Genomic DNA, 11,931 nt, shown 5'->3' with positions numbered 1-11,931 from the left:
GCAGGTGGTTGTCGAATCAATTCAGGGCCGGTGGGCGGAATTGTCCCCGCCTTGACCATTTGCCGGGCAGATCCCCGGCCCGCCGCGCCGCATGGCCGCATCCGCACGAGAATTCGGACGCAAAACGCCATGATCCCCGGCCGCCGCCGCGGCAGGCTTGCGGGGAGACCAAAGCCGGGAATGCCAACCAGAAATGACCCAGAGCCCTGCCATCACGACGCCCGCGATCGCCCCGCTGACCTCGCCCGGAACGGTGGAGGAGGCGCTGGCGCTGCTGCACGCCGGCGGAGCGGGCACCCGGGCCATCGCCGGTGCGACATGGATCATGCGCGGCCCCACCCGTGGCGAGCCGGTGCCCGCGCGCCTGGTCGCGCTGAACCGCATCGCCGAGTTGCAAGGGGTCGAGATCGGCGCGCAGCGCGCCCGGATCGGCGCCATGGCAAGCCACGACCTGATGGCCCGCAGCCTGCCCGATGCGCCGGACCTGCATGCGCTGGCGCGGGCGGCGGGCGCCTCGGCCAATCCCGGCATCCGTCGGCTGGCGACGCTTGGCGGCAATCTGTGCGCGACGGGCTTCGTCGCCGCCGATCTGGTTCCGGCCCTGATGTGCCTTGACGCGCGGATCGGGATCGCCACGGCCGAAGGGCGGCGCGATCTGGATATGGCCGAGTTCATGGCGCTGCGGCGCGGCACGACGCCCTTCCTGGTGACCCATGCGACCTTCGCCCGCAGCGCGCGCCGCAGCGCGCATGCCCGGACGCCCGCCCGCGACTATCCGGTGGCGATCGCGAGCCTGGCGCTGACGCTCGACACCGGGGGACGGATCGCGACGATCCGCCTCGCCCTGGGCGCGGTCGAGGCGGATGCGCGCCGCTGGACCGCCTTCGAGGCCCGCGCCGTCGGCAAGTCGCCCGACCCCGCCGCCATGGCGGCGCTGGCGCGCGACCTCGCGGGCGGGCTTGCGCCGGTCACCGCGCTGGACGCGCCGGGCTGGTATCGGGCGCAGATCCTGCCCGCCCTGGTGGGGCGGGCCTTCGGACAGATCGTGCAGGAGGGCTGAGCCATGGCCATCGAATTCACCCTGAACGGCGAGGAACGCGCCTTCGCGGGCGATCCGCGCACACCGCTTCTGGACGTGCTGCGCGACGATTGTCGGCTGACCAGCACCAAAAGCGTCTGCCGCGCAGGCTTTTGCGGCGCCTGCACCGTGATGATCGACGGCGCGCCGGTTCCTGCCTGCCAGCGCCCCATCGGCATGCTTGAAGGCGCCGAGATCGTCACCATCGAGGGCATCTCGCCGCCCGAGGAACTGAACCCCGTGCAGCGGGCCTTCCTGGAACATGACGTGGTGCAATGCGGCATGTGCTTTCCGGGAATGGTGATCACCCTGACCGACTTCCTGCGCCGCAACGACGCGCCCTCGCGCGGCGAGGTCAAGGCGGCGCTCTCGGGCAATATGTGCCGCTGCACGGGATATGAGCGCATCATCGACGCGGTGATGTCGATCTGCGCCATGGATACCCAGCCGGTGGAGGCCGTCTCGCGATGAACATGGAAGTCGATCCCCGTCTTGCCGTCATGGACATGCCGCGCCGCGATGCGCGCGACAAGGTGACGGGGCGCACCCGTTTCATGGTCGACATGGCCGGCAACGACGTGCTGCGCGCCGTGGTCATGCGCGCGGACGTGGGCAGCGCGCGGATCCTGCGCATCGACACCTCGGCCGCGCGGAAGATGCGCGGCGTGCGCGGCATCGCCACCGCCGAGGATGCGCCGCTTCTGCACGGCATCGGGGTCATGGACCAGCCGCTGTTCGCCCGCGACCGCATCCGCTATCGCGGCGAGCCGATCTGCGCCATCGCCGCCGATACGCTGGAACAGGCCCGCGCCGCCTGCGCCGCCGTGGTGGTCGAGACCGAGGAGATGCCCGCCTGCCTGACCATGGCCGAGGCCCTCGCCCCCGGCGCGCCGGAACTGCACCCGGACTGGAAAAGCTACGACTGCATCGTCGAGGGCGCCGCTCGCGGCGGCAACATCGCCTGGGAGGCCCGCGTCCTGCGCGGCGATGTCGACGCGGCCTTCGCCCGGCCCGACGTGACCGTGGTCGAAAGCTGCTTCCGCGTCGGGCGCCAGAGCCATTTCCCCTTCGAGCCGCGCGGCGCCGTCGCCAGTTTCGAGGACGGGCGCTATCACGTCATCACCTCGACCCAGGTGCCCTGGACGGTCCGGGCGGTGACGGCGCGGGTGATGGGCGTCCACACCTCGCAGGTCCGCGTCACCGTGCCGCCGGTCGGCGGCGCCTTCGGGCTGAAATTCGACGCCTCGATCGAACCGATGGCGGCGATCCTTGCCAAGAAGACCGGGCGGACCGTCTCGCTGGTGAACTCGCGCGAGGAAGAGACCCAGACCTGCCTGTGCCGGGAGAACGCCGATATCTGGATCCGCTCGGCCATCGCCCCCGACGGCACGATCGCGGGGCGCGAGGCGGTCGTCCTGATGGATGCCGGCGCCTATGGCGGCGAGCAGGTCTTCCTTTCCACCATGACCGCGCACACGCTGGGCGCCAGCTACCGGCTGGGCTCGGCGCGGCTGTCGACGCGGGTGGTTTATACGAACACCCCGCCCAATGGCGCCTTCCGGTCCTGCAACGGCGCCTATAACGCCTTCGCGCTGGAGCGTCATACCGATGAGATCTGCCGCAAGATCGGCATGGATCCGATGGAATTTCGCAAGCTGAACGTGCTTTCGGACGGCGATCCCGGCGCGACCGGACAGATCTTCGAGGGCGATGTGCTCGGCCCCATGCTGGAGCGGATGGAGGCCCTGCGCGAGCGCGCCGGCACGGTGGAGCATCTGGCCGGGGACCGCCTTTACGGCCGGGCGACCACGGTGGGAACCTGGAACATCTTCGTCGGCCCCTCTTCCGCGACGGTGAACCTGAACGCCGACGGCTCGGCCACGCTGATCACCGCCAGCGTCGAGATCGGTTCGGGCTCGATCACCCAGGGCGTGCCGCAGATCGTGGCGGCGAACCTTGGGATCCATCCGTCGAAGGTGATCGTCAAGGGCGCCGATACCGATGCGGCGGGCTACGACATGGGAACGGGCGGCGGGCGCACCGTCGTCTCGATGGGCGCCGCCGCCACCGCCGCCTGCGCCGTGGTGCGCGAGAAACTTCTCGATACCGCCTCGGAGCTGCTGCAGACCCCACCCGCCGACCTGGTGCTGGTAAACGGCCGGGTCGAGATCCGGGGCCGCCCCGGATCCGGCACCACGATCGAGACGGTGATCGCGCGGGCCGAACAGACGAAGGGCCCGATCTCCGGCTCGGGCGCCTTTACCGCGCCGGGCACGGCCAAGGGCATGCCGGGCTGCGCGGCGGGGCATTTCTTCGACGCGATGGACCTGCCGGTCTTCATCGTCCACGAGGCCGAGGTCGCCGTCGATCCCGATACCGGCGAGACCGAGGTGCTAGCCTATCGCGTGGTGCAGGATGTGGGCCGGGCGATCAACCCGCGCGCGGTGCGCGGCCAGATCCAGGGCGCGGTGATCCAGGGCATCGGCTATGGCATCCACGAGGAAATCACCCTGGGCGCCGATGGCGGGATCGAGCAGAGCGGGTTCGAGACCTATCACCTGCCGCTGGCACGGGATGCGGTGAAGGTCGCGATCGACCTTTACGAGGGCGCGCCCTCTTGCGGGCCGATGGGCACCAAGGGGATTGCCGAGGTGGCGATCATGAACGGCGGCGCGACCATGGCCTGCGCCATCGCCAATGCCACCGGCAAGCGGGTGCAGCAATTGCCGCTGACGCCCCCGAAGGTGCTGGCGCTGACCCTGGGGATCGAGCCGGTGCTGGACCATCCGCATATCGGCCGGCGCTGGTCGGACAATATCCTGCGCTGATCCGGCGATGGAACCGCGCAGCGCCTGCGTCACCTTCGCGGATTTTCCGATCGCGCCGGGGATCGAGGATCCGCGCGACACCGCGCTGGCCATCCTGACCGGGACGGAGGGGCCGGCCTATCGCCCCGTGGGCGCCGCGATGTGGATCCGCGACGGGCGGGTGGTCGCGGGCTCGCTGTCCTCGGGCTGCGTCGAGCGCGACATCGCGCTGCACGCGATGGAATGCCTGGCCGAAGGGCGCGGCCGGTCGGTGCGCTACGGCGCGGGCTCGCCTTACTTCGACATCCGCCTGCCCTGCGGCGGCGCGCTTGACGTGACGATCCTGCCCGCGCCCGAGCCCGGAATTCTGGATGCGCTCGACCGGGCCCGCGCCTCCCGGTCCGAGGCGCTGCTTTCGGTCTCGGACCTCGGGTTGCGGGTGGGGATGGAGGGCGGGGGCGGGCTGGGCCTGAAGGTCGTTCCCGACATCACCTTCCAGATCTTCGGCAAGGGGCCCGAAGCCGCGACCTTCGCCGAACTCGCCGCCTCGGCCGGTTATGCGACGACATTGCATTCCCCCGACGACGAGACGCTGGGCGCGATCCAGGCGGATCGGGTGACGCGGCACCGGCTGATCCGGCCGGGCGATCCGGGCGATCCGGCTTTCGACCGCTATACCGCCGTGGCGCTGTTCTTTCACGATCACGAATGGGAACCCGCGATCCTTGCCCGCGCCGCCGCGAGCGATGCCTTCTATATCGGCGCCCAGGGCAGCCGCCGCACCCGCGCGCGAAGGGACGCGGCTTTGGCCGAGCTGCAGGTGTCGGCAGAGCGGATCGCCGCGATGAAAGGCCCGATGGGCCTTTTGCCGCGGGCGAGGGATGCGCGCACGCTCGCCATCTCGGTTCTTGCCGAGGTCGTGGCCGAGGCCGACCGGCTGCATCTCAACCGGCGCTGAAGGCACGCCTGCGGAAAGCGGTGCGACGCCGGGGAGCGGTTCCCGCGCGTTGGCTCATCCCGGATGCGGCGATGGCGGCGCGGCGCCTGCGGGCAAGGAGTTTACTCGTCGTGGCAGACGAGGCATCTCGCCCCGGATCCCTAAGATGCGCAGCACCGCCTTGAGCGGCCCATGCCCCGCCGCCAGGGCCGCGAACAGTTCGGGGGCTGCCTCGATCCGATGCGGCGGACCGGCCAGCCAGATGAGGTCGGGCGCAAGCCCGGGCAGCATCGAAACCGCGGTTTCGAAATCGACCCGGGTAGACGCCACCCGCAGGACCGACGCACCGTCCTGAGGCCCCAGGAGGGCAATCCCGGCCGCGCGGCCCTGCCGTGAACGGAACGATCCCGCCCGAGACGGGGCGGCTTGTCCCGCGAGGCTGCCGCGGATCGGTTTGCCCGGCTGCGTGAACGGTCATCGGGATAGCCTCTCGGGCTTCGGGATATGCGGGCCGCAGCGGCGGCGGCCGAAAAGGCGACGAATGGCAAGGAAGGCGTATCGAAAAGCTGTTTTCAGAGGCTCGACGCGACGATGGGGCCTGTTCGAGCGGATGAAACGCCGACAGCCGCTGTTCGAGGGAACGGCTTCGCGACCGAAGGCGCTGCGGGCTATGCTTGTGCACAGGTTCGGAAGAGAAGGCATATCTGCGCCGATGTGGAAGGTGACGACCTGCTGCCACAACGGCTGTGCGCGCGGCGCGGCCTGCCGCTTTGCAGGCTTCGCCGATCCGGGTGGACAAGATGCGACATGCGATCCTGCGCAAGGAATGGCGGGCCGGATCTGCGCCCGGGTCCGGGTCGCATCGCCCCCCGGCGGGCATCGGTGGCATATACCCCGACCGGACACCCGTTCGCCGCTGCAACGGGGATTTCCCGCCGGTCGCCCGGGGCGTTTGCCTGTTGAAATCCCGGGATAAAACACCCATGGCTACACCGAGCGCGCCAGGCTGTTCCGACAAGGCGGCAGAGCCCCCCCTCCAGCGTTCGAGGATCGATTGACACCGACAACCGCCGCCTATCTCACGCTTGGACTGGCGATCCTCCTTGAGGTGACCGGCTCGTCCTTCCTGCAAAAGTCCGAGCAGTTCACTCGCCTTGCGCCAAGCCTGCTGGTCATAGCCTGCTATGCGGTCTCGTTCTATGCGATGTCGCATGCCCTGAAGGCGATGCCTCTGGGGATCGCTTATGCGCTGTGGGCCGGGCTCGGCATCGTTCTGACCGCGCTTGTCAGTGTCATTGTGTTCCGGCAGATGATCGATCTGGCGGGCTTTCTCGGGATCGGGCTGATCGTCTCGGGCGTTGTGGTGATCAGCCTGTTTTCACGAACGACGGGTCATTGATCGCTCAAGCTGCCGCTGGGCCGAGGGACAGAGCCTCCGCCCCGCTGGCAAGCACCTTGGGGTGAGCGGACGGATATCCTCCGTTCCGACATTTCTGCCAATCGCGCGGCGGCGGATTTCATTTCCGCGGGCCATGTCGGAAAGCTGCCGAACCTCGTCCCCTCGAACGAGGTGGGCGGGCCCGGCCATCTTGCGCGCAACCGCAGCCCGTCATGAACGGGCCACGGCAGCACCCGCGCAGCCGTTCCGCATCGGCTCGGGTGCGCGGCCCGATTCCAAAGGCTCGCCCCGATCCCGGCGGGGATCGCCGTTCGGCCCGCCACCCGGTTGCGGAGCGTCGGTTCAGACCCGCTCCAGCGCGATGGCGATGCCCTGGCCGACGCCGATGCACATGGTCGCCAATGCGCGCCTGCCGCCCGAGGCGCCCAGTTCAAGCGCCGCCGTCCCGGTGATGCGCGCCCCCGACATGCCAAGGGGGTGGCCAAGCGCGATGGCCCCGCCATTGGGGTTCACGCGCGGATCATCATCCGCGATGCCCAACTGCCGCAGGGTGGCGACGCCCTGCGCGGCAAAGGCCTCGTTCAATTCGATGACGTCGAAATCGCCCTGCGCAAGGCCCAGACGGTCCAGAAGCTTCTGGCTGGCGGGGGCGGGTCCGATCCCCATGATCCGCGGCGGCACGCCTGCGGTGGCGCCCCCCAGCACCCGCGCAATCGGGGTCAGGCCGTGCCGGGCGACCGCCTCGGCCGTGGCCAGCACCAGCGCGGCTGCGCCGTCATTGACGCCGCTTGCATTGCCCGCGGTGACCGAGCCGTTCGGGAACAGCGGCCGCAGCTTGGCCAAAGCCTCGGGCGTGGTGGCGCGGGGATGCTCGTCGCGCTCGACCACCAGGGGATCGCCCTTGCGCTGGGGGATCGTCACCGGGGTGATCTCTTGCGCCAGTCGACCATTGGCCTGCGCGGCGGCGGCCTTGTTCTGCGAGGCGAGCGCCATCGCATCCTGCGCGGCGCGGTCCACGCCGAAATCGTCGGCCACGTTCTGCCCGGTCTGCGGCATGGAATCGACGCCGTAGGCCGCCGCCATCGCCGGGTTGACGAAACGCCAGCCGATCGTGGTGTCGTGGATCTCGGCATGACGCGAAAAGCCGCTTTCGGCCTTGGGCAGGACGAAGGGCGCGCGCGACATGCTCTCGACGCCGCCCGCCACCATCAGATCGGCCTCGCCGCTGGCGATCTGGCGGAATGCGGTCAGCACCGCATCCATGCCCGAGCCGCAGAGCCGGTTGATCGTCGTGCCGGTGACGCCGACCGGCAGCCCGGCCAGAAGGAGCGACATCCGCGCCACGTTGCGGTTGTCCTCGCCCGCCTGGTTGGCGCAACCGAAGACCACGTCGCCGACCGCTTCCCAATCCACGCCGGGATTGCGCGCCATCAGCGCCCGCAGCGGCACCGCGCCCAGATCATCGGGGCGGACCATGGCCAATGCGCCGCCGAAACGGCCGATGGGGGTGCGGATGTAATCGCAGATAAAGACGTCGCGGCTCATGTCACAGCTCCGGAACAACAAGGTCGGCCACCGGGCCGGGCACCAGCAGCTCGGCGCCGGTCAGCGATTGCAATTCGTCCAGCGAAAGCGCGGGCAGCTTCTCGCGCAGGACGAAACGGGCGTTTTCGATGTCGATCACGGCCAGCGAGGTATAGACGCGGGTGACGCAGGCCACCCCGGTCAGCGGCAGGGTGCAGCGCCGCAAGAGCTTGGGCCGCCCGTCCTTGGTCACATGGTCGGTGATCACCGCCACGCGCCTGGCGCCATGGACCAGATCCATCGCGCCGCCGACCGCCGGAACCCCCTTCGGCCCGGTGGACCAGTTCGCCAGATCGCCGGTCTCGGCCACCTCATAGGCGCCCAGAACCGCCAGGTCGAGATGGCCGCCGCGCACCATGGCGAAGCTGTCGGCATGGTGGAAAAAGCTCGCCCCCGGGCGCAGGGTCACGGCGCGCTTGCCCGCGTTGATCAGATCCCAGTCCTCGTCCCCCGGCGCGGGGCTTTCGCCGAAATCGAGGATGCCGTTCTCGGTGTGGAAGATCGCCTCGCGCCCCGGGGGCTGGTATTGCGCGATCTTTTCGGGGAAACCGATGCCGAGGTTCACATAGGAACCATCGGCGATGTCCTGCGCCGCGCGCCACGCGATCTGGTTGTTGGTCAACTTCTGCATCGGTCAGGCCTCCAGCGGATAGGCGGCATTGGCGCGGTTCAGGTCTTCTTCCTGATGCGGATGGGCGACCTCGACGACCTTCTGGACGAAGATCCCCGGGGTCACGATCACCTCCGGGTCGATCTCGCCCGGCGCGACGATGCGCCTGGCCTGCACCACGGTCTCGGCGGCGGCCATGCACATCAGCGGATTGAAGTTCCGCGCCGCCGCCCGATAGGTCAGGTTGCCGTGGCGGTCGGCGGTCTCGGCCTTGACCAGGGCCACATCGGCGCGCAGCCAGCGCTCGCGGACATAGGACCGCCCCTCGAAAACCTCGACGGGCTTGCCCTCGGCCAGATCGGTGCCGAACGAGGTCGGGGTGTAGAAGGCCGGGATGCCCGCGCCCCCGGCTCGGATACGCTCGGCCAGGGTGCCTTGCGGGACCAGTTCCAGCTCGATCCTTCCCGCCTGATAGGCCTCGGTGAAGACCACCGGATCGGCCGAGCGCGGGAAGGAACAGATCAGCTTGGCGACCATGCCCGCCTCGATCAGCGCCGCCAGCCCGACATGGCCGTTGCCGGCGTTGTTGTTGACGACTGTCAGCCCGGTCGGATGGCCGGTGGCGTGGAAGCGGTCGATCAGGGCGTGGATCAGTTCGATCGGCGATCCGGCGCCGCCGAAGCCGCCGATCATCACCACCGCCCCGTCCTTGATCCCGGCCACCGCGGTGGCGAGGTCGGAAACTGTCTTGTCCATGGGAATTCTCCTCCTCCCGGAAGCATGGCCGAGGAGATAGGCCTATCCCGCGCCTCGGTAAACCGCCCTTGTGCGATATGAGTTATTTGTTTACATATCGCACAGAATGACCGGCGAGACAGCGATGACGACAGCCATAAGCGACCGCGACATCATGGGGGGCCTGGCCAAGGGCCTGGCGGTGATCGAGACCTTCACCGCCGGGCGGGCCCGGCAATCCATCGCGCAGGTGGCCCTGCATTCGGGCCTCGACCGCGCGACGGCGCGGCGCTGCCTGCTGACGCTCGCGCGGGACGGCTATGCCGACTGGGACGGCAAGTTCTTCACGCTGACGCCGCGCGTCCTGCGCCTGGGCACCGCCTGCCTTGCGACGATGCCGCTGCCGCGAATCGTGCAGCCGCTGCTCGACCGCCTGTCTGCCCAGATCGGGGAAAGCTCGTCCGTCTCCATCCTCGACGGCGCGGAGATCGTCTATGTCGCGCGCGCCGCCGAGCGAAAGGTGATCTCCATCGCATTGATGCCGGGCTCGCGGCTGCCCGCCTATTGCACCAGCATGGGCAGGGTGATGCTGGCGGCCCTGCCGCAGACCGAAGCCCGCGCGCGCCTCGGCCCGGGACCCCTGCCCGCCCTCACCAGCCGCACGATGACGGATCCCGAGGCGATCCTGGCCGAATTGGCCCGTATCCGCGCGCAGGGTCACGCCCAGGTCGACCAGGAGGTCGAGGACGGCCTTCGCTCCATCGCCGTGCCGGTGACCAACAGTCATGGCCATACCGTGGCCGCGCTGAACGTGGGGGTGTCGACGAATGTGCCGATCGAGGATCTGACGGGGCGATATCTCGCGGCGCTGATCGGCGTCCAGGAGGCGCTGCAACCCTTGTTGCGCTAGGCAAAAGACCGGGGCGCCCATCTCGCCCACCCGGACCCTGCGGCGGATTGGTCCCCTCGCGGCAAGCCGCGCGGAGAGATCACTTGTAACGCCCCTCGCATCAACTTATAAATATTTAGAATAAAACAGTAAGATTAATCTGTAATGAGGATCTTTTGCTGACCATCAGGCATTACGAGCTTCTGGTTGCGCTGGCCGACGAATTGCATTTCGGCCGGGCTTCGGCGCGTCTTGCGGTTTCGCAGCCCCAGTTGACGCAGCAGTTGAAGCAGATGGAGGAGATCGTCGGCACATTGCTCTTCGATCGCACGCGCCGCAAGGTCGAACTCACGCCCGCGGGCAAGCTGATCCTGCCCGAGGCGCGGGCGGTGCTGCGCCATGCGCGCCGCGCCGAGGATGTGGCGCTGCGGGCCGGGCGCGGCATGCTGGGAGAGCTGAGCGTCGGCTATATCGGCGCGGTGGCCTTCAACGGGGTTCTGACGCGGGTTCTCAGCAACTTCCGCGCCCGCGCCGGCCGGATCGACCTGAAGCTGGTGATGATGGACCTTGACCAGCAGTTCCCCGAGGTGACGGCCGGCAATCTGGATGTGGGGCTCGTGCGCCTGCCCTTCCCCGACATCTCGCCCGAGCTGACGGCGCGGGTCCTGCATTACGAAAACCTCTGGATCGCCCTGCCCGCCGGGCACCGCCTTGCCAAGGCGCCCGCGCTGCGGCTGGCCGATCTGGGCGGCGAGGATTTTATCGCCACCCATCTGCCGCCGAATACCGGCTTCTCGGCCGCAGTGCACAGTGCCAGCGCCGAGGTGGGGATCACCCCGAATGTCGTCTACCGGGCGCCGCAGCTTTCCTCCATCGCCTCGCTTGTCGAGGCGGGGCTGGGGGTTGCGGTGGTCCCCGAGGCGCTCAGCCGCATGAATCTGCCCGGCGTCGTCTATCGCCCGCTGAGCGACGTGACCACCCGCGCCGAGATCGCGCTGATCTACAGAACGGACCGCGAGAGCCCGGTGCTCGACCTGTTCCTGTCCTGCATCGAATGACCAACCGACTGATCGGCCGAACCCCCGGCCCGTAAGGAGCCTTGCCTTGACCACCGAAACCTTCACCGCCCATCAGGGGATCCATTACGGCTACCGCCCGGCAGAGGCCGGTGCGCCACTTGTCGTCTTCGCCAATTCGCTGGGCACCGACCTGCGGGTCTGGGACCGGGTGGTGGCGCGCCTGCCCGGGGCCTGGGGCGTGCTGCGCTCCGACAAGCGCGGCCACGGGCTGAGCGAGGCTTCGGCGGCGCTTTCGATCGAAAGCATGGCGGCCGATCTAGAAACCCTGCTGGACCACCTGGGGATCGGCCGGTTCGCCGGGGTCGGGCTTTCGGTCGGCGGGCAGATCATGCAGGCGCTGGCGCTGAGGCGGCCCGCGCAAATGAGCCACCTGGTCCTTTCGGACACCGCCGCCAAGATCGGCTCGCCCGAGTTGTGGAACCCGCGCATCGAAACGGTCCTGGCCAAGGGCATCGCCTCGATCTCGGAGGCCATCCTCGCGCGATGGTTCGCGCCGGGCTACAGCGAAACCCCGGATTTCCGCATGTGGCGCGCCATGCTCGAACGCACCCCGGCCGAGGGTTACGCGGCGGTCTGCGCGGCCTTGCGCGATGCCGATTTCACGGCCCGGATCGGCGCCATAACCGCGCCCACGCTGGTGGTGGCGGGGGCCGACGACGCCTCGACCCCGCCCGCGCTTGTGAAGGCCACCGCCGAACTGATCCCCGGCGCCCGTTTCGAGGTGATCGAGAAGGCCGGGCACCTGCCCTGTGTCGAGCAACCCGAGGCCTTCGCCGCGCTGCTGCGCGCCCATATCGGCTGAAACGCCTCGCC

At 69.0% G+C, this 11,931-nt stretch carries 12 protein-coding genes; 8 read left to right on the top strand and 4 right to left on the bottom strand.

All coding sequences use genetic code 11. From position 1 onward, the window contains the following. The first annotated feature begins 193 nt into the window (after window positions 1-193). Genes ABNX41_RS04875 through ABNX41_RS04860 form a run of 4 tightly spaced genes read left to right on the top strand, consistent with a single transcriptional unit; the run spans window position 194 to window position 4,843 of the window. Window positions 194-1,060 carry an FAD binding domain-containing protein gene (locus ABNX41_RS04875; RefSeq protein ID WP_438668598.1) on the top strand — a complete coding sequence of 289 codons (867 nt, stop codon included), beginning with the start codon at window positions 194-196 and terminating at the stop codon, window positions 1,058-1,060. Window positions 1,061-1,063: 3 nt separating this feature from the next. Beyond that, window positions 1,064-1,549 carry a (2Fe-2S)-binding protein gene (locus ABNX41_RS04870; protein ID WP_438668597.1) on the top strand — a complete coding sequence of 162 codons (486 nt, stop codon included), beginning with the start codon at window positions 1,064-1,066 and terminating at the stop codon, window positions 1,547-1,549. After that, window positions 1,546-3,906 carry a xanthine dehydrogenase family protein molybdopterin-binding subunit gene (locus ABNX41_RS04865; protein WP_438668596.1) on the top strand — a complete coding sequence of 787 codons (2,361 nt, stop codon included), beginning with the start codon at window positions 1,546-1,548 and terminating at the stop codon, window positions 3,904-3,906. The genes ABNX41_RS04870 and ABNX41_RS04865 overlap by 4 nt, the downstream gene beginning before the upstream one ends. Before the next feature lie 7 nt (window positions 3,907-3,913). Continuing rightward, window positions 3,914-4,843, top strand: coding sequence for an XdhC family protein (locus ABNX41_RS04860; RefSeq protein WP_438668595.1), 930 nt, complete (start codon window positions 3,914-3,916; stop codon window positions 4,841-4,843). A 54-nt stretch (window positions 4,844-4,897) separates the two neighbouring features. Here ABNX41_RS04860 and ABNX41_RS04855 read toward each other — a convergent pair whose 3' ends face one another. Continuing rightward, window positions 4,898-5,152, bottom strand: coding sequence for a hypothetical protein (locus tag ABNX41_RS04855; protein ID WP_438668594.1), 255 nt, complete (start codon window positions 5,150-5,152; stop codon window positions 4,898-4,900). A gap of 724 nt (window positions 5,153-5,876) precedes the next feature. On the opposite strand from ABNX41_RS04855, the gene ABNX41_RS04850 reads away from it, so the two are divergent. Next, window positions 5,877-6,221 carry a DMT family transporter gene (locus ABNX41_RS04850; RefSeq protein ID WP_438668593.1) on the top strand — a complete coding sequence of 115 codons (345 nt, stop codon included), beginning with the start codon at window positions 5,877-5,879 and terminating at the stop codon, window positions 6,219-6,221. A 342-nt stretch (window positions 6,222-6,563) separates the two neighbouring features. On the opposite strand, the gene pcaF is transcribed toward ABNX41_RS04850, so the two are convergent. The 3 genes from pcaF to ABNX41_RS04835 are packed head-to-tail and all read right to left on the bottom strand — an operon-like array spanning window position 6,564 to window position 9,171. Then, entirely contained in the window at window positions 6,564-7,766 is a 1,203-nt protein-coding gene (pcaF, locus tag ABNX41_RS04845; protein WP_438668592.1) for a 3-oxoadipyl-CoA thiolase, read from the bottom strand. 1 nt (window position 7,767) lies between these two features. After that, a complete protein-coding gene (locus tag ABNX41_RS04840; protein WP_438668591.1) occupies window positions 7,768-8,436 on the bottom strand; it encodes a 3-oxoacid CoA-transferase subunit B in 669 nt (222 codons plus the stop codon). A 3-nt stretch (window positions 8,437-8,439) separates the two neighbouring features. After that, the gene (locus ABNX41_RS04835) at window positions 8,440-9,171 is read right to left on the bottom strand and encodes a 3-oxoacid CoA-transferase subunit A (protein WP_438668590.1); all 732 of its coding nucleotides are present in this window, start codon (window positions 9,169-9,171) and stop codon (window positions 8,440-8,442) included. Between the two features lie 124 nt (window positions 9,172-9,295). On the opposite strand from ABNX41_RS04835, the gene ABNX41_RS04830 reads away from it, so the two are divergent. The 3 genes from ABNX41_RS04830 to pcaD all read left to right on the top strand — a co-directional run bounded on the left by ABNX41_RS04830 (window position 9,296) and on the right by pcaD (window position 11,920). Beyond that, window positions 9,296-10,060, top strand: a complete 765-nt coding sequence (locus ABNX41_RS04830; protein WP_438668589.1) for an IclR family transcriptional regulator domain-containing protein — start codon at window positions 9,296-9,298, stop codon at window positions 10,058-10,060. 155 nt (window positions 10,061-10,215) lie between these two features. Then, window positions 10,216-11,097, top strand: a complete 882-nt coding sequence (locus tag ABNX41_RS04825; RefSeq protein WP_438668588.1) for a LysR substrate-binding domain-containing protein — start codon at window positions 10,216-10,218, stop codon at window positions 11,095-11,097. 46 nt (window positions 11,098-11,143) lie between these two features. Further along, complete coding sequence (gene pcaD / locus ABNX41_RS04820; RefSeq protein WP_438668587.1) at window positions 11,144-11,920, top strand: 3-oxoadipate enol-lactonase; 777 nt, start codon at window positions 11,144-11,146, stop codon at window positions 11,918-11,920. The last annotated feature ends 11 nt before the right edge of the window (window positions 11,921-11,931 follow it).

This window comes from Pseudogemmobacter sonorensis, assembly GCF_042762395.1.
GTDB lineage: Bacteria > Pseudomonadota > Alphaproteobacteria > Rhodobacterales > Rhodobacteraceae > Pseudogemmobacter > Pseudogemmobacter sonorensis.
This window is presented reverse-complemented; position numbering and strand designations above follow the sequence as displayed.

Coding starts and splice junctions, on each gene's coding strand:
- ABNX41_RS04875 (WP_438668598.1), top strand. CDS start 194: ATGACCCAGAGCCCTGCCATCACGACGCCCGCGATCGCCCCGCTGACC.
- ABNX41_RS04870 (WP_438668597.1), top strand. CDS start 1,064: ATGGCCATCGAATTCACCCTGAACGGCGAGGAACGCGCCTTCGCGGGC.
- ABNX41_RS04865 (WP_438668596.1), top strand. CDS start 1,546: ATGAACATGGAAGTCGATCCCCGTCTTGCCGTCATGGACATGCCGCGC.
- ABNX41_RS04860 (WP_438668595.1), top strand. CDS start 3,914: ATGGAACCGCGCAGCGCCTGCGTCACCTTCGCGGATTTTCCGATCGCG.
- pcaF (WP_438668592.1), bottom strand. CDS start 7,766: ATGAGCCGCGACGTCTTTATCTGCGATTACATCCGCACCCCCATCGGC.
- ABNX41_RS04840 (WP_438668591.1), bottom strand. CDS start 8,436: ATGCAGAAGTTGACCAACAACCAGATCGCGTGGCGCGCGGCGCAGGAC.
- ABNX41_RS04835 (WP_438668590.1), bottom strand. CDS start 9,171: ATGGACAAGACAGTTTCCGACCTCGCCACCGCGGTGGCCGGGATCAAG.
- ABNX41_RS04830 (WP_438668589.1), top strand. CDS start 9,296: ATGACGACAGCCATAAGCGACCGCGACATCATGGGGGGCCTGGCCAAG.